The sequence below is a fragment of the Pseudomonas sp. P1_A1 genome, assembly GCF_056406935.1.
Genome location: NZ_JBFTZE010000019.1, coordinates 103,783 through 120,755 on the forward strand (window position 1 = coordinate 103,783; position 16,973 = coordinate 120,755).

The window sequence follows — 16,973 nt, forward strand, 5'->3', positions numbered from 1 at the left end:
CATTCCCTCCTGACGCCAGCGGTGTAGAATCGCGAGATTCATCGCCAGTCATCCCCCGGCGGGTTTATGAGCTCAAGCTGAAGCGCGCGGCGATCCCGCAAAGTTATCGGCAACTTCCGGACACACGGCCATTTCTGAGTGTTCCAGACGTCAATAGAAGCTCACTTCCCTTTTGATACCTGATTTGCCGCCCGGAGTGCTCCATGCCTGATTACCGCTCGAAAACATCCACCCACGGCCGCAACATGGCCGGTGCTCGCGCACTGTGGCGCGCCACGGGGATGAAAGATGACGACTTCAAGAAGCCGATCATCGCCATTGCCAACTCCTTTACCCAGTTCGTACCGGGCCATGTGCACCTGAAGGATCTGGGTCAACTGGTCGCTCGTGAAATCGAACGGGCCGGCGGCGTAGCCAAAGAATTCAACACCATCGCCGTGGATGACGGCATTGCCATGGGCCACGACGGCATGCTCTATTCGCTGCCGAGCCGCGAGATCATCGCCGACTCCGTCGAATACATGGTCAACGCCCACTGCGCCGACGCCATTGTCTGCATTTCCAACTGCGACAAGATCACCCCTGGCATGCTGATGGCCGCCTTGCGCCTGAACATCCCGGTAATCTTCGTGTCCGGCGGCCCGATGGAAGCCGGCAAGACCAAACTGGCCAGCCACGGTCTCGACCTGGTCGACGCCATGGTGATCGCCGCCGACTCCAGCGCCTCTGACGAGAAGGTCGCCGAGTACGAGCGTAGCGCCTGCCCTACTTGCGGCTCCTGCTCCGGCATGTTCACCGCCAACTCGATGAACTGCCTGACCGAAGCCCTTGGTCTCGCATTGCCGGGCAACGGTTCGACCCTGGCGACCCACAGCGACCGCGAACAGCTGTTCCTGCAAGCCGGCCGCACCATCGTCGAGCTGTGCAAGCGTTATTACGGCGAGAACGATGAGTCGGTATTGCCGCGCAACATCGCCAACTTCAAGGCGTTCGAAAACGCCATGACCCTGGACATCGCCATGGGCGGTTCCACCAACACCATCCTGCACTTGCTGGCCGCGGCCCAGGAAGCCGAGATCGATTTCGACCTGCGCGACATCGACCGCCTCTCCCGCCATGTACCGCAACTGTGCAAGGTCGCGCCGAACATCCAGAAATACCACATGGAAGACGTGCACCGTGCCGGCGGGATCTTCAGCATCCTCGGCTCCCTGGCCCGTGGCGGCCTGTTGCACACCGACCTGCCGACCGTACACAGCAAGACCATGGCCGAAGGTATCGCCAAGTGGGACATCACCCAGACCAACGACGAAGCGGTGCATCACTTCTTCAAGGCTGGCCCTGCGGGCATCCCGACGCAAACCGCGTTCAGCCAGTCGACCCGCTGGGAAACCCTGGACGACGACCGTGAAAACGGCTGCATCCGCAGTGTCGAACACGCTTACTCGAAAGAAGGCGGCCTGGCCGTTCTGTACGGCAACATCGCGCTGGACGGTTGCGTGGTGAAAACCGCCGGTGTCGACGAGTCGATCCACGTCTTCGAAGGCAACGCGAAGATCTTCGAAAGCCAGGACAGCGCCGTACGCGGCATCCTCGCCGACGAAGTGAAGGCTGGCGACATCGTGATCATTCGTTATGAAGGTCCGAAAGGCGGCCCGGGCATGCAGGAAATGCTCTACCCGACCTCTTACCTGAAATCCAAAGGTCTGGGCAAAGCCTGCGCCCTGCTGACCGACGGCCGTTTCTCCGGCGGCACTTCGGGCCTGTCCATCGGCCACGCTTCGCCAGAAGCCGCTGCCGGTGGCGCGATCGGTCTGGTGCAGGACGGCGACAAGGTCCTGATCGACATTCCGAACCGCTCGATCAACCTGTTGGTCAGCGACGAAGAACTGGCCGCGCGCCGGGTCGAGCAGGACAAGAAAGGCTGGAAGCCGGTGGAAAAGCGTCCACGTAAAGTGACCACCGCTCTGAAAGCCTATGCCCTGTTGGCGACCAGCGCCGACAAGGGTGCCGTGCGTAACAAAGCGATGCTCGACGGGCTGTAATACTTAACCGTCGAACAAAAAATGCCCCGCCAAGTGCGGGGCATTTTTTTGATCGTTCCCACGCTCCCGCGTGGGATCGCCTCAAGGGACGCTCTGCGTCCAGTGACGCGGAGCATCACGGGCTGCATTCCCACGCAGAGCGTGGGAACGATCATAGGCAACAACGCGGTCTTACTGAATCTCTTCTGGCTTCACGATCACCCAGTTCTTGTCCGCCGTCACCGCCAACCCTTCTTTCGCCTGGGCCGCAGCGTGCTTGGCCATCATGCCGTTAATCTGGGTCATGTACTTGTCTTTGCGGTTGACCCACAAATGGATGCCGCCCTTGGACACGTCGACGCTGTGGAACAGCATGTAACCGTCGCTGCTCGGCGTATCACCACCCACCAGGACCGGTTTTTTCCATTCATCGATGTAGGTCAGGATGGCCGCCTGCTTACCGGACATCCAGGTGGCCGGGGTCCACAGGTACGGAGTCAGTTCCAGGCCCAGGTTAGCCTTCTCGTCATACTTGCCGGCAGTAATCTGCTTACGCGCCGTGGTCAGCTCGCCAGTCTTGCGGTCCTTGAGCAGCGTGGTCACGCCGATCACGTTCTGTGGTTTGACGTTGTAGCCGTACTTCGGATCGGCAGCGACCATGCGCACCAGCTCTTCGGAAGCAGCGGTCATCACGTAGACCTCAATGCCATTTTCCATCAGCTTGTTGTAGAGCTCTTTCTGACCGGTGAAGATTTTCGGCGGATTGACGTCGATGGTCTTGACCACGTCGCCATCGTAATAAGTGCTCGGCACCGGCTTGCCAGACGCCATCAGCTCATCGACGTTGGCCTTGAGCTCCTGAAGCGTGAAGCCGGAAAACACTTGGGCGACCCATGGATAGCAAACCATGTCGTCGATTTCGCAGAGGCGATAGTAGTAGCTGAACAGGCTTTCCTTGTGGTCGGCGGTGTCCTTGAACGGCATCAGTTTCAGGGAGGGGTCGAGGCTCTCGCGAGTGATCAGGCCCTTGTTTTCCATGAACGGTAGCAACGACTCTTCGAGGTCGTAGCGGTAACTGGTGTTGTCCATGTCGAACACCGCAAAGTTACCCTTGTTGGCATTGGCCGCGATCATCGCGTCCAGCGCCTTGGCCTGATCCGCTGGCCAATGCTTCAGGTCAGTAGCGAACGCCTGGCCGGCAAGGCCAAGACTCAAACCCAATCCAAGTGCAGCAGCAAGAAATTTCGGTGCAAGCTTCATCGGCGTTTCTCCCCGGTTCAAAGAGTTCGACGCTAACAAATAAGTGTGACAGTCCTCGTCTGCCCGCGACCGCTTACATCCTGATTCCGTCAGAGGCATTCCCCACAGCGTCAACCGCTTATTCCAAAAACGACAGACAACCGCTGTTTTTGATATTAATTCATTACATATCAAGCTGTTAGGCTTGCCGGTTCGCAGCTGCGCCGGAATGCGGCTGACACGTTTATTGGAGCCTCTATGAATCTGCCGCTGATCCTCAATCTGCTGGTGTTCCTCGCCTTGCTCTTTGGCCTGGCGCAAACCCGTCACACCACCTGGAGCCTGGCCAAAAAGGTTTTGCTGGCGCTGGTGCTGGGCGTGGTATTCGGTGTTGCTTTGCACTCGATTTATGGTGCGGGCAACCCGGTACTCAAAGCCTCGATCGGTTGGTTCGATCTGGTGGGCAACGGTTACGTGCAATTGCTGCAAATGATCGTGATCCCGTTGGTGTTCGCCTCGATCCTCAGCGCCGTGGCCCGTCTGCACAACGCTTCGTCACTGGGCAAAATCAGCTTCCTGACCATCGGCACGCTGCTGTTCACCACCGCCATCGCAGCGCTGATCGGCATTGGCCTGACCAACCTGTTCGGCCTCACCGCCGAAGGTCTGGTCGCCGGTACCCAGGAAATGGCTCGCCTGCAAACCATCCAGACCGACTATGCGGGCAAGGTCGCCGACCTGAATGTGCCGCAACTGTTGTTGTCGTTCATCCCGCAGAACCCGTTCGCCGACCTCGCTCGCGCCAAACCGACGTCGATCATCAGTGTGGTGATCTTCGCCGCATTCCTTGGGGTCGCGGCGCTGCAACTGCTCAAGGATGATGTCGAGAAAGGTCAGAAAGTGATCAACGCCATCGACACCCTGCAAGCCTGGGTGATGCGTCTGGTGCGCCTGGTGATGAAGCTGACTCCATACGGCGTGYTGGCGCTGATGACCAAAGTGGTYGCYGGCTCCAACCTSCAMGACATCATCAAGCTSGGCAGTTTCGTGGTGGTGTCCTACATCGGCCTGGGCCTGATGTTTGTGGTCCATGGCGTGCTGGTGTCGGCCGCCGGGATCAACCCATTGCGCTTCTTCCGCAAGATCTGGCCGGTGCTGACGTTCGCCTTCACCAGCCGCTCCAGCGCCGCGACCATTCCCCTGAGCATCGAAGCCCAGACCAGCCGTTTGGGTATTCCACAGTCCATCGCCAGTTTCGCTGCCTCGTTTGGCGCGACCATTGGCCAGAACGGCTGTGCCGGTCTGTACCCGGCAATGCTGGCGGTGATGGTTGCGCCAACCGTGGGCATCAACCCGCTGGACCCGCTGTGGATCGCGACGTTGGTGGCGATTGTGACGCTGAGTTCGGCCGGGGTGGCCGGGGTGGGTGGCGGTGCAACCTTCGCCGCGCTGATCGTGTTGCCGGCCATGGGATTGCCGGTGTCACTGGTGGCGTTGCTGATTTCCGTTGAACCGCTGATCGACATGGGTCGCACGGCGTTGAACGTCAGTGGCTCGATCACCGCTGGGGCGATCACCAGCCAGATCATGCAGCAGACGGATAAAGCGCTGTTGGATGCAGATGAGCATGGGGCATTGGCTCAGGCTTGATTGGCGCCTGATGGATCGCTATCGCGGGCTTGCCCGCGATGCTTTCAGGCCTTCTCCCAAACCTCAAAGCTGTACGCGGGCTTGTCGCCCTCTGCCGGATTCGGAACATTCGACACCAGCGTCCACTGGTTCAGATCAAACTCCGGAAACCACGCATCCCCTTCCGGGCTCAGCGCCACGCGGGTCAGGTATAGCCGATCGGCCTGCTCCAGACCTTGCGCATACAACTGCGCACCACCAATCAACATCAACTCATCGGCACCCTGCTCCAGCGCCCATTCCTCGGCGCGAACCACGGCCGCCTCCAGTGACGGATAAACCTCCGCGCCTTCCAATTGCAGATCCGCCTGACGACTGACCACGATGTTCAACCGGCCCGGCAGCGGACGACCGAGGGAATCCCAGGTCTTGCGCCCCATGATGATCGGCTTGCCCAGGGTGGTTGCCTTGAAGTATTTGAAGTCCCCCGGCAAGTGCCAGGGCATGCTGTTGTCGACGCCGATCACACGGTTTTCACCGAGGGCTGCGATCAGGCTGAGGGGGAGTGATTTAGTCATGCCGGCGAGGATACCAGAGCCTCCCTTACCCCGATAAGCGTCACAGCGGTTATGCTCACAGCTCAATTGAGCAACGGAATGTCGCGTGACTGAACTGACGCCACTGCAAAGCCTCTGGTTGACCGAAACCGTGCGCCTGCGTGAAGAACACGCCGGGCCCCTGGATGATCTGGAAGCCAACCGAGTCGCCCGTAGCGCCGGTGGCGACCTGCCCACGCGCATTCAATGCCGCGCCCGCTGGCTGGCTGAGCGCGACGGGCAGACCCGCGCCCTCAAACACTGGCTGCAAGGCGCGCGACTGGCGCTGATCGTGCTCGCCGTGCTGGCGGTGATCAGTGGCGCCGGCCTGGCGTTTGCCGCGCTGGGTGACGGCCAGACCCCGGTCAATGTGTTCTGGGCCTTGGGCAGCCTGCTGGGGCTGAACCTGATTCTGCTATTGAGCTGGGCCCTGGGCCTGGTGTTCGCCGGCGAACAGGGCGCCGCCCTCGGACGCTTGTGGTTGTGGCTCAGTGAAAAACTCGCCCGCGATGCCAACGCCGCGCAACTGGCGCCGGCCCTGCTGCTGTTACTGCAACGGCAGAAACTCAATCGGTGGGCGCTGGGTGTGCTGGTCAACGGCTTGTGGTTGTTGGCGATGCTCAGTGCCTTGGTGATGCTGCTGACGCTGATGGCAACCCGGCGCTACGGCTTCGTCTGGGAGACCACCATCCTCGGCGCCGACACCTTCGTCGCCATGACTCAGGCCCTCGGCGCCCTGCCGGCCTTGCTCGGTTTCAGTGTACCCAGCGTGGAGATGATCCGCGCCAGCGGCGATGCCGCGCTGAACATCGAAAGCGCCCGCCAGGCCTGGGCGGCGTGGCTGGTGGGCGTGCTGCTGGTATACGGCGTGTTACCGCGTTTGCTGCTCGCATTGTTCTGCCGGTGGCGCTGGAAAACCGGCCAGGTAGCCTTGCATCTGGACTTGAACCTGCCCGGCTACGCCCAACTGCGCGAACGGCTGATGCCTACCAGCGAACGCTTGGGTATTAGCGATGCCGCGCCTGAGCAACTTCACCGGGTTGAAAACGCGGCCAGCGATCGGCAAAGCGATGGCGCACTGTTGGTGGCCATCGAGCTGGACGATCAACGCCCCTGGCCACCGCAGCTGCCGAAAAGCGTCAACGACGCCGGCATCCTCGACAGCCGCGAATCCCGGCACAAACTGCTCGAACAGCTGAGTCGCTTTCCCCCGGCCCGGCTGGCCATCGCCTGCGATCCACGGCGTTCGCCGGACCGTGGCAGCCTGGCGCTGATTGCCGAACTGGCTCGCAGCGCCACCGCCACCCGCGTGTGGTTGCTGCAAGCGCCGCCCGGCGAAGCGCTGGATGCCGAACGCCTGGGCGACTGGCATGTTGCGCTACGACAACTGGACCTGCCATTCGCCGATTGCGCGCCATTGAACTGGCTGGAGACGGGTCATGACTGATACCTGGAAACAGCCCTTGAAGCTCGCCGTGGTCGGCCACACCAACGTCGGCAAAACCTCGTTGCTGCGCACGCTGACGCGGGATGTCGGCTTCGGCGAAGTCTCCCATCGCCCCAGCACCACGCGCCACGTCGAAGGCGCGCGATTGTCGGTAGACGGCGAGCCGTTGCTCGATCTGTTCGACACGCCGGGCCTGGAAGATGCCATCGCCCTGCTCGACTACCTCGAGCGCCTGGAACGCCCCGGTGAACGCCTCGACGGCCCGGCGCGGCTGGCGCGCTTCCTTGAGGGCAGCGAAGCCCGGCAGCGCTTCGAACAGGAAGCCAAGGTGTTGCGACAATTGCTCGCCTCGGATGCCGGCCTCTATGTGATCGACGCTCGGGAGCCAGTGCTGGCCAAGTACCGCGACGAACTGGCGGTGCTGGCCAGTTGCGGTAAACCGCTGCTGCCGGTGCTGAACTTTGTCAGCAGCGCCCATCATCGCGAACCGGATTGGCGTGAAGCCCTGGCGCGATTGGGCCTGCATGCGTTGGTGCGGTTCGACAGCGTCGCGCCGCCGGAAGATGGCGAACGCCGACTGTATGAAAGCCTCGCGCTGCTGTTGGAGAACTCCCGCGAACAACTGGAACGCCTGATCGCCGATCAGCAGGCCCAACGCCTGGCCCGTCAGCAGAGTGCAGCGCAGTTGATTGCCGATTTATTGATCGATTGCGCCGCCTGCCGCCGCAGTGTCGCCAGCGAGGCGGCGCAGGAACAGCAAGCGATCAGCGAATTGCGCAAAGCGGTGCGTCAGCGTGAACAGCGCTGCGTCGAAGCCTTGCTCAAGCTCTACGCCTTCCGCCCACAGGACGCGGCGGCCAGTGACCTGCCGCTGCTCGATGGCCGCTGGGGCGATGACCTGTTCAACCCGGAAACCCTGAAACAGCTCGGTGTGCGGGTCGGCGGCGGCATCGCGGCCGGCGCGGCGGCCGGGGCCGGGGTCGATTTGCTGGTGGGCGGCCTGACCCTCGGCGTAGCGGCGCTGGCCGGAGCGATTGCCGGCGGCGCCCTGCAAACCGCCCGCAGCTACGGCAACCGCCTGCTGGGCAAGATCAAGGGCCAGCGAGAACTGACTGTCGACGACAGCGTGCTGCGGCTGTTGGCCCTGCGTCAGCGACAACTGCTGCAAGCCCTGAATCAGCGTGGGCACGCGGCGATGGACAGCATTCAGGTCGCCACACCGCAGGACAAAACCTGGCGCGAAGGCAAACTGCCGGAAGCGCTGAACAAGGCGCGGGCCCATCCGCAGTGGTCGTCGCTCAATCCTCATTCGAAGTTGAATCAGGCGGAGCGGCAGGAGCAGGTTGAGCTGTTGGCGCAGCAGCTTTAGCCAATGATCGTCAGCGCCAATCCAGTTTCAGAAACTCTTTGGCCAATGCCTTCACACGGCTACGATCGGTCCTGTTCGCTCGCCCGTCATTGTCCACATCCGAGCTCAATACCAACTCGAAAACCCCATCGTTATCCAGATCGCGGACCGCTGCCTTGCAGGCAATCGTCGGTCCTTCATGAAAATGCAGCCGTACCGTTTCTGGCGAGCCGTCGGCACTGGGATTTTCCGAGAAGATCCGCAAGTGCCGCTCCTCGGCTTCATCCGCGTTATACCAGGCGCATTTCAAGTACGTTTTACCAAAAGACTTGAGCCGTTGCCGATCCGCGTCTGTCGCCTCGCGCTGCAACTGTTCACCTTCAAAGAACTGGAAAGCGACGGTATCTGCCGAGCCCTTCCCGCTTCGATCCTGTGCAATCACTTTCAAAAAATGCATCCGTGCACTCCTTTGCGAAAAGGCCAGAGTGATGCTTTGACGCGCGTTGATCCATAAACCGTTTCCCTATCGTGTGTCAGACAACTCAGCGCAGACCACGGGACAACAGGCCCGCAGCCTTTGCCCTAAAAACGTCGAGGTCCATCACCTGTCTCCCCATAAAGTGGCCACGTTACGTTCAGCCAGTGCCGGCCCAACACTCATGCCCACACCCGTGTGCATCAGCGCCACGCTCACACCCGGCATCGGCCGCAGAAAAGAAAACGGGCCGGGGCCGCGTGAACCGTAAACACCCTGCCAGCGCTCGACCACCTGCACTTTGCAGCCCAACGTCTGCTCGGCCAGTTCGAGCATCTAGTCGTCGACCTGCTCGGCACTGAAGGTGCCGGCGGTGCTGTGCAAGCGGCCCGGTTCGATGTCACGCACCAGCGTGGAAAAGTGAAACTCGACGCCCAACTCACGGCGCAGGTAGTCGATCAACGCCGGAACCGCTTCGCGGGAATACAGCTGCTGGTCGTCCATGCCGTGCAACGCGGCGCGATGATGGCTGAACTGACCGCCGTATAACTCCCGCAATGGGTTGCCGCGCAACAGCTCGACACGGTAACCGTGCTCCACAGCACGCCCGGCGCAGAAGGCTTCCAGCAGGTGTTCTTCCGCTTCGGTACGAGCGAACAGGTACGAGCCGTTGCGCTTGAGGTGCAGGCCGGCGAGCGCTGCCCATTGGCCCCAGATTTCTCGACTGGCTCTGCCCAGTTCGAGCATGGGTCCCGGTGGTTGGCCGGTGACCAATGCCTGGCCGAAGTTGCGCAACGAAGCGCCCAATGGTGTGGCGCTGCGTTCGAAGACGTTGACCTTGAGGCCGCGTCTGGCGGCGGCATAGGCGTGGGACAGGCCGAGAATGCCGGCGCCGACTATCAGCATGTCGCTGTGTGGTGTGTCAGGGGGATTTTTCCCTGGGTTCGAGACCGCCATCGCGGGCAAGCCCGCTCCCACAGGACTGCATAAATCCTGTGGGAGCGTGGCTTGCCCGCGATGAGGCCAGTACGGGCAATGGAGATTTCAGGCCGGAGCCATTTCCTGCGCCAACCCCAGAAACGCCGCCGGCAGCCGTGCGCCTTTTCGCTCCTTGAGGCAGTACAGGTACTCGGGAATCTGCGGTGCATTCTCGAGGGTCAGCACCCGCAATTGCGGATCGTGAGGCACTTCCCGCCGGGCGATGATGCTGATGCCGATGTTGCGCAACACCGCTTCACGAATCGACTCTCGACTACCAATCTCCAGCAGTGGCCCGAAACTCATTTTCGCCGCCAGGGTAATGCTGCCCAGCCGGGCCACCATGTAAAACGCCTTCAGCTCGGCACTCAGCACACCCTTCCCTCATCGTCTATTTGCGCAACAGGCGCAAACCGTTGAACACCACCAACAGGCTCACGCCCATGTCGGCGAACACCGCCATCCACATGGTGGCGATCCCGGCGAAGGTTACCCCAAGAAAGATCGCTTTGATGACCAATGCCAGGGCAATGTTCTGTTTGAGGATATTGGAGGTCTGCCGCGACAGGCTGATGAAGGCCGGGATCTTGCGCAGATCGTCGTCCATCAGGGCGACATCGGCGGTTTCGATGGCGGTGTCGGTCCCGGCGGCCGCCATGGCGAAACCGATCTCGGCCCGCGCCAGTGCAGGAGCATCGTTGATGCCGTCGCCGACCATCCCCACCCGATGGCCCTGGGCATACAGCGTTTCGATGGCTTGCAGCTTCTCGGTCGGCAACAGGTCGCCCTGTGCCTGATCGATGCCCACATGGGCGGCGATGACCTCAGCGGTGTGAACGTTGTCGCCGGTCAGCATCAGGGTTTTGATGCCCAGTTCATGCAATTGCTGGATCGCTTCGCGACTGGACGCTTTCACGGTGTCTGCCACGGCGAACAACGCCGAGGGACCCGACTTGTCGAGCAACAGCACCACCGATTTGCCCTGTTTCTCCAGCGCAAACAGCTTTTCTTCCAGCGCTGGAGAACACAGACCCAAGTCCTCCACCAGACGGTGGTTGCCCAGGTGATAGAGCTCACCGTTGATCTCGCCGCGCACACCTCGCCCCGCCAGGGCTTCGAAGTTATCCACAGTCAGCGGTGCAAATTGGTTATCCACAGCCGCATTGGCGATGGCCAGCGACACCGGGTGATCCGAACGACCGGCCAGTGCCGCCGCAATGGCCGGGGCGGTTTGATCGGCGGTCGGGTCGAGGGACAAATAGTCGGTCTGCACCGGTTTGCCATGCGTGAGGGTGCCGGTCTTGTCGAGGGCCAGGTAATCGAGTTTGTAGCCGTGTTCCAGGTAGACGCCGCCCTTGACCAGAATCCCTTTGCGCGCCGCTGCCGCGAGGCCGCTGACGATGGTCACCGGAGTGGAAATAACCAAGGCACACGGGCAGGCGACTACCAGCAGCACCAGCGCCCGGTAGATCCAGTCGAACCACAGCGCATCCATGAACAGCGGAGGGATCACCGCCACTGCCAGGGCCAGGATAAACACCGCCGGGGTGTAGATTTTCGAGAAGGCGTCGACGAAGCGCTGGGTCGGCGCCCGCGCCCCTTGGGCCTGTTCGACGGCGTGGATGATCCGCGCCAGGGTCGAGTGGTCGGCCGCTGCGGTCACGGTGTATTCCAGCGAACCGGACTGGTTGATGGTGCCGGCGAACACTTTGTCGCCGATGTTTTTTTCGACCGGCAGGCTTTCACCGGTGATCGGCGCCTGGTTGATGGTCGAGCTGCCGGACAGCACTTCGCCGTCCAGACCGATCCGCTCGCCGGGACGCACCCGCACCCGTGCGCCCAGTTCGATGCTTTTCACCGGTTGTGCGACCCAACTGCCGTCGGCTTGCTGCACCGTGGCTTGCTCGGGCGCCATCTGCATCAGCCCGCCGATGGCGTTGCGCGCCCGGTCCAGGGACCTGGCTTCGATCAACTCGGCGACGGTGAACAGGAACATCACCATCGCCGCTTCCGGCCACTGGCCGATCAGGACCGCACCGGTTACCGCGATGCTCATCAGCGCGTTGATGTTCAGGTTGAGGTTTTTCAGGGCGATCCAGCCCTTTTTATAGGTACCCAGGCCGCCACTGAGGATAGAGATCAGCGCAATGACCGCCACCACCCAATTGGGCGCAGCGTTAGTGAAGTGGATAACTTCAGCCGCCAACGCACCAACGCCGGACAGCGCCAATGGCCACCAAGGTTTTTTCTCTGTCACAGGCATTGGCGCTTCGACGCCTTGCTCCAGTGGCTCGGCGTGCATGCCGAGCGACTTGATCGCCTCGATGATCGGCGCGGTGCCTGGCAGGTCATGGGTCACGCCCAACACCCGGTTGATCAGGTTGAACTCCAGTTGCTGCACACCCGCAAGCTTGCCGAGTTTGTTCTGGATCAGCGTCTGCTCGGTCGGGCAGTCCATGGCCTCGATGCGGAAACTGCTCAGCCGCGCGTCGGCGGTCGGTGTCTCGCTCAACTTGATCAGCGATGGCGCCGCGGCTTTGGAGGAACAGCAGGAATCGCCGTGGCCGCCATGATCATGGCTACCATGGGCATGCTGGGGCACAGGCTGCAGCTTGTGGCTGTGATCGTGATCGTGATCGTGATCGTGATCAGCCTCGGGTTTGTGGGTGTGAAGAGAATCGCTCATTGGTCGCGTCCATGAAGGTGCCTGTTGCCAAGTAAAGACCCTGTAGCCACTATAGGGTCAAGCACCCTTTTGGAGATCGACGCGATGAAAATAGGAGAACTGGCGAAACTCACCGACTGCGCCGTGGAAACCATCCGCTACTACGAGCGCGAAAACCTGCTGCCGGAACCGGCCCGCAGCGACGGCAATTACCGCGTCTACACCCAGGCCCACGCCGAACGCCTTACCTTCATCCGCAATTGCCGCACCCTCGACATGACCCTGGAGGAAATCCGCAGCCTGCTGGCCCTGCGCGATAGCCCGCAGGATCAATGCGAAAACGTCAACGCGTTGATCGACGAGCATATCCATCATGTGAAGGCTCGAATCGACGGCTTGCTGGCGTTGCAGACACAACTGCTGGACCTGCGCCAACGCTGCAGCGAAGGGCCGGATATCGATCAGTGCGGGATTTTGCAGCGGCTGGAAGTGAGCGGAGGGGTTGTGGCTACGGAGGTTGAGCATTCCCATGTCGGGAGGAGTCACGGCCACTAAAAACACCACAACCCCTGGAGCTRCCGAAGGCTGCGATCTTTTGATCTTGATCTTTGAAGATCAAAAGATCGCAGCCTTCGGCAGCTCCTACAGGGGACCGTGTGGTGCTTTAGACCGCCATCGGCGCGGTCATCGGCGCGTGGTGCTCATAGCCTTCGAGCGAGAAATCACTTGGCTCGATCAGCTCCAGCCACTCCGGCTGATACAAACCGGTCTTGGCGAACTCCGGCACACGGTCGGAGATCTTCAGCTTCGGCATGGCGAACGGCTCGCGCTTGAGCTGTTCGTTGAGCATGTCCAGGTGGTTTTCGTAGACGTGGGCATCACCGATGAAATAGGTGAACCAACGCGGCGTGTAACCGGTCAGGCGACCGATCAGGCTCAGCAGCGCGGCGCCTTCGGTGAGGTTGAACGGCGTGCCCAAACCCAGGTCGTTGGAGCGGATGTAGAGGGTCAGGGAGATTTCCCTGGTCTCGACATTCGGGTGGAACTGGTACAGCAAGTGGCACGGCGGCAGGGCCATCTCATCGAGCTGCGCAACGTTCCAGCCGTGGAACAGGATGCGACGGCTGCTAGGATCCTTGATGATGGTGTCGACGCACTGGCGAATCTGGTCGATCGCCTTGTACAGCACCACATAAGCCTGGCCGTCTTCTTCGCCTTCGGCGATCTGCCGATAACCCTGGCTCAAGGTCTGCTCGATGGCGGCCTGGTTGCTGACCGGGATCTGCTTGTACGCCGGCCATTTGCGCCATTGCACGCCGTAGATCTCGCCGAGGTCGTCTTCGCCCTGACGGAACGGGTTGGCCAGCCACTGGGCGTTTTCGTTGGCGTTCTGGTCCCAGACCTTGCAACCCAGTGCACGGAATTCAGCGGCGTTGTTCACCCCGCGCAGAAAACCGCACATCTCGCCGATGGCCGACTTGAAGGCCATCTTGCGGGTGGTGATCGCCGGGAAACCTTCCTGCAAATCGAAGCGCAGCATCGCACCCGGAAAGCTGATGGTGTTCACGCCGGTGCGGTTGGCCTGCTTGGTGCCGTTCTTGATGACGTGGGCGACCAGTTCGAGATATTGCTTCATGAATTACCTGTGTCCTTGAACCCGGAGCTGTCACCCCGAGGTTCGAATTTTAACGCCTGCTTCTTATACAGCAGCTGCGGGGGCCGCCGGGGCGCGTCGATAAGCCAGCCAGATCAGGAACAGACCGCCGACGATCATCGGTACGCACAGCACCTGGCCCATAGTCAGCCAATTCCACGCCAGATAGCCCAGTTGCGCATCCGGTACGCGAACGAATTCGACGATGAAACGGAAGATGCCGTAGAACAGCGCAAACATCCCGGAGACCGCCATGGTCGGCCGTGGCTTGCGCGAGAACAGCCAGAGGATCAGGAACAGCGCCACACCTTCCAGCGCAAACTGGTATAGCTGCGACGGGTGACGCGGCAACTGCGCCGGGTCGCTGAACGGCGGGAAGATCATCGCCCACGGCACGTCGGTCGGCTTACCCCACAACTCGGCGTTGATGAAGTTACCGATGCGCCCGGCACCCAGGCCGATCGGCACCATCGGCGCGACGAAGTCCATCAGCTGGAAGAACGACTTGTTGTTCTTTTTACCAAACCACAACGCTGCGAGCATCACACCGATGAAGCCACCGTGGAACGACATGCCGCCCTTCCACACTTCGAAGATCAACATCGGGTTGGCCAGGTAAGCGCTCAGATCATAAAACAGCACATAACCCAGGCGGCCGCCGACGATGACGCCCATCGACATCCAGAACACCATGTCGGAGAGTTTCTCCTTGGTCCAGGTCGGGTCGAAGCGGTTCAGCCGACGGGACGCCAGCAGCCACGCGCCGCCAATGCCGACCAGGTACATCAGGCCGTACCAGTGGATTTTCAGCGGACCGATGGCCAGGGCCACCGGGTCGATCTGCGGGTAAGGCAGCATTGCGACTCCTCGTTAGAGTTGAAACCTTTAAAATTCCCGGGCGACGCTGTCACGCCAGGATTAAGCCAGGATTGCGTTACGTGTCAGAGCAGGAAATTCAAACCGACGCAAAACAGCAAAGCGGCAAACAGTCTTTTCAGCAAGCGTGGCGACAGCCTGTGGGCCAGTCGTGCACCGAGGCGGGCGAAGACCATGCTGGTCAGAGCGATCCCCAGCAGCGCCGGCAAATAAACAAAACCGAGACTATGGGCCGGCAGCAATGGATCGTGCCAGCCCAGAATCATGAAACTTAATGCACTTGCCAAAGCGATGGGCAGGCCACAGGCCGACGATGTGGCCACCGCTTGCTGCATCGGCACGCTACGCCAGGTCAGGAACGGCACGGTCAACGAACCGCCGCCAATCCCGAAAATCGCCGAAGCCCAGCCAATCACACTGCCGGCCACGGTCAGACCGACTTTACCGGGCACCGTTCGGCTGGCCTTGGGTTTGAAGTCCAAAGCGAGTTGAACCGCGATCACCAACGCGAATACGCCGATGATCTTCTGCAAATTCGGCCCGGAGATCGCTTCGGCGGTCAGCGCGCCGAAACCGGCACCGATCAGAATGCCGAGGGTCATCCAGGCAAAAATCGGCCAACGCACGGCGCCACGGCGATGATGCTCGCGCACCGCATTGACCGACGTAAAAATGATCGTCGCCAGGGAAGTACCGACTGCAAGATGCGTCAGGATCGACGCATCAAATCCCTGCAAGGTAAAACTGAATACCAGCACCGGGACGATGATAATCCCGCCGCCTACCCCAAACAGCCCGGCCAGCACGCCCGCACAGGCGCCCAGCGCCAGATAGAGCAGAAATTCCATGGCCACATCCCCAAGCATCCCAAAACAGGAGCGGCATGGTAACGGATGCATGGCCTCGGGCTCCACTGCGGATGGCGATGGATCGATGAGCGATGTCTGCGTAGAGTGAGCAAAAAACACACACGGACCACCTTATGTGCCTGATTGTCTTTGCCTGGCGGCCGGGTCATGCCCAGCCGCTGATCGTGGCGGCCAACCGCGACGAATTCTATGCCCGGCCCAGCCTGCCCCTGGCGCAATGGCCGCAAGCTGCGCACGTGTACGCCGGTCGCGACCTTGAGGCCGGCGGTACATGGCTCGGTATTGGCGCCAATGGGCGCTTCGCCGCGCTGACCAACATCCGCGATCCACTTCAGCCACCGGCCGCCAGGTCGCGAGGCGAACTGGTGGCGCAGTTTCTCAGCGGGGAAACGCCCATTGAAGACTATTTAAGCGACGTTATCGGACGTTCGGCTGAATATGCCGGGTTCAATCTGCTGATCGGCAATGCCAACGAGCTCTGGCACTTCAACGCTCGGGAAACCGCGGCGGTCAGGCTCGAACCAGGGATTTATGGGTTATCGAACGCGGGGCTGGATACGCCGTGGCCAAAAGTGCTCAAGGCCAAGGCCGCGTTGAGCGAAGTGCWGGACGATCCGCAGCCGCAGGCGCTGTTGGCCTTGCTCAGCGATCCACAAACGGCGCCGCTTGCCGAGCTGCCGGACACTGGCGTGGGGCAAGCCACCGAGACGTTGTTGTCGAGCGTGTTCATCAAGAGCCAGGCTTATGGGACGCGGGCGAGTACGGCGTTGATTGTTCAGGCGGATGGGGGGCGGCATATGGTCGAACGGAGTTTCGGGCCGTATGGGGGGCATTTGGGGGAAGTGGAAGTCAGGATCTAGTCAGCCGCTGTTCACACTGACGCCTTCGCGGGCAAGCCTCGCTCCTACGGGGGAATGCGATCAACCTGTAGATACTCTGTTCACGGTCAAGCTTTTAGCAGATGTTTTTCGCTGAAAAGCTTGGCCGTATCGAAATCCTCTCCAGCGCGTATGCAGGCCCACAAACCTGTCAGGTATTTGCGCATAACCGCACAGATGGCCTGCATTTTTCGTTTTCCGCGACCGACTAGCACGTCGTAAAAAGCCTTCACATAAGGATCGCAGCGGATCGCTGACATGGCAGGCATGAACATCGCCGAGCGCAGGTAGGCGT

At 61.0% G+C, this 16,973-nt stretch carries 13 protein-coding genes and 3 pseudogenes; 6 read left to right on the plus strand and 10 right to left on the minus strand.

The genetic code is table 11. The features are described 5' to 3' along the window. The first annotated feature begins 203 nt into the window (after positions 1-203). Positions 204-2,045 carry a dihydroxy-acid dehydratase gene (ilvD, locus tag AC1D2Q_RS23980; protein ID WP_018928674.1) on the plus strand — a complete coding sequence of 614 codons (1,842 nt, stop codon included), beginning with the start codon at positions 204-206 and terminating at the stop codon, positions 2,043-2,045. Positions 2,046-2,216: 171 nt separating this feature from the next. On the opposite strand, the gene AC1D2Q_RS23985 is transcribed toward ilvD, so the two are convergent. Further along, the gene (locus tag AC1D2Q_RS23985; protein ID WP_477814770.1) at positions 2,217-3,284 is read right to left on the minus strand and encodes an HAD family hydrolase; all 1,068 of its coding nucleotides are present in this window, start codon (positions 3,282-3,284) and stop codon (positions 2,217-2,219) included. A 237-nt stretch (positions 3,285-3,521) separates the two neighbouring features. Here AC1D2Q_RS23985 and AC1D2Q_RS23990 point away from each other — a divergent pair, with 237 nt between their 5' ends. Further along, a complete protein-coding gene (locus tag AC1D2Q_RS23990; protein WP_477814771.1) occupies positions 3,522-4,913 on the plus strand; it encodes an L-cystine transporter in 1,392 nt (463 codons plus the stop codon). Positions 4,914-4,957: 44 nt separating this feature from the next. Here AC1D2Q_RS23990 and AC1D2Q_RS23995 read toward each other — a convergent pair whose 3' ends face one another. After that, entirely contained in the window at positions 4,958-5,470 is a 513-nt protein-coding gene (locus tag AC1D2Q_RS23995) for a dihydrofolate reductase (protein ID WP_477814772.1), read from the minus strand. Positions 5,471-5,555: 85 nt separating this feature from the next. On the opposite strand from AC1D2Q_RS23995, the gene AC1D2Q_RS24000 reads away from it, so the two are divergent. Next, entirely contained in the window at positions 5,556-6,935 is a 1,380-nt protein-coding gene (locus AC1D2Q_RS24000) for a DUF2868 domain-containing protein (RefSeq protein ID WP_477814773.1), read from the plus strand. Then, positions 6,928-8,304, plus strand: coding sequence for a GTPase/DUF3482 domain-containing protein (locus AC1D2Q_RS24005; protein WP_477814774.1), 1,377 nt, complete (start codon positions 6,928-6,930; stop codon positions 8,302-8,304). The genes AC1D2Q_RS24000 and AC1D2Q_RS24005 overlap by 8 nt, the downstream gene beginning before the upstream one ends. 10 nt (positions 8,305-8,314) lie before the next feature. Here AC1D2Q_RS24005 and AC1D2Q_RS24010 read toward each other — a convergent pair whose 3' ends face one another. The 4 genes and pseudogenes from AC1D2Q_RS24010 to AC1D2Q_RS24025 form a co-directional block, all read right to left on the minus strand. Then, positions 8,315-8,740: a hypothetical protein gene (locus AC1D2Q_RS24010; RefSeq protein ID WP_477814775.1), complete on the minus strand. Its 426-nt coding sequence runs from the start codon at positions 8,738-8,740 to the stop codon at positions 8,315-8,317. Between the two features lie 144 nt (positions 8,741-8,884). Then, positions 8,885-9,715 (minus strand): annotated as a pseudogene (locus AC1D2Q_RS24015) (FAD-dependent oxidoreductase). Positions 9,716-9,802: 87 nt separating this feature from the next. Then, a pseudogene (locus AC1D2Q_RS24020) lies at positions 9,803-10,051 on the minus strand (LysR substrate-binding domain-containing protein); the annotation flags it as partial. Between the two features lie 76 nt (positions 10,052-10,127). After that, a complete protein-coding gene (locus tag AC1D2Q_RS24025) occupies positions 10,128-12,422 on the minus strand; it encodes a heavy metal translocating P-type ATPase (RefSeq protein ID WP_477814776.1) in 2,295 nt (764 codons plus the stop codon). 84 nt (positions 12,423-12,506) lie between these two features. Between AC1D2Q_RS24025 and cadR the strand changes: the two genes are divergently transcribed. Further along, a complete protein-coding gene (gene cadR / locus AC1D2Q_RS24030) occupies positions 12,507-12,956 on the plus strand; it encodes a Cd(II)/Pb(II)-responsive transcriptional regulator (RefSeq protein WP_007897786.1) in 450 nt (149 codons plus the stop codon). Between the two features lie 109 nt (positions 12,957-13,065). On the opposite strand, the gene AC1D2Q_RS24035 is transcribed toward cadR, so the two are convergent. The 3 genes from AC1D2Q_RS24035 to AC1D2Q_RS24045 form a co-directional block, all read right to left on the minus strand. Next, the gene (locus AC1D2Q_RS24035) at positions 13,066-14,037 is read right to left on the minus strand and encodes a thymidylate synthase (protein ID WP_477814777.1); all 972 of its coding nucleotides are present in this window, start codon (positions 14,035-14,037) and stop codon (positions 13,066-13,068) included. 63 nt (positions 14,038-14,100) lie between these two features. Then, entirely contained in the window at positions 14,101-14,913 is an 813-nt protein-coding gene (gene lgt, locus AC1D2Q_RS24040; RefSeq protein ID WP_064621002.1) for a prolipoprotein diacylglyceryl transferase, read from the minus strand. An 83-nt stretch (positions 14,914-14,996) separates the two neighbouring features. Continuing rightward, positions 14,997-15,779 carry a sulfite exporter TauE/SafE family protein gene (locus AC1D2Q_RS24045; RefSeq protein WP_477814778.1) on the minus strand — a complete coding sequence of 261 codons (783 nt, stop codon included), beginning with the start codon at positions 15,777-15,779 and terminating at the stop codon, positions 14,997-14,999. A gap of 134 nt (positions 15,780-15,913) precedes the next feature. Between AC1D2Q_RS24045 and AC1D2Q_RS24050 the strand changes: the two genes are divergently transcribed. Continuing rightward, positions 15,914-16,660, plus strand: a complete 747-nt coding sequence (locus AC1D2Q_RS24050) for an NRDE family protein (protein ID WP_477814779.1) — start codon at positions 15,914-15,916, stop codon at positions 16,658-16,660. A gap of 86 nt (positions 16,661-16,746) precedes the next feature. Here AC1D2Q_RS24050 and AC1D2Q_RS24055 read toward each other — a convergent pair. Next, a pseudogene (locus AC1D2Q_RS24055) lies at positions 16,747-16,973 on the minus strand (IS110 family transposase); the annotation flags it as partial.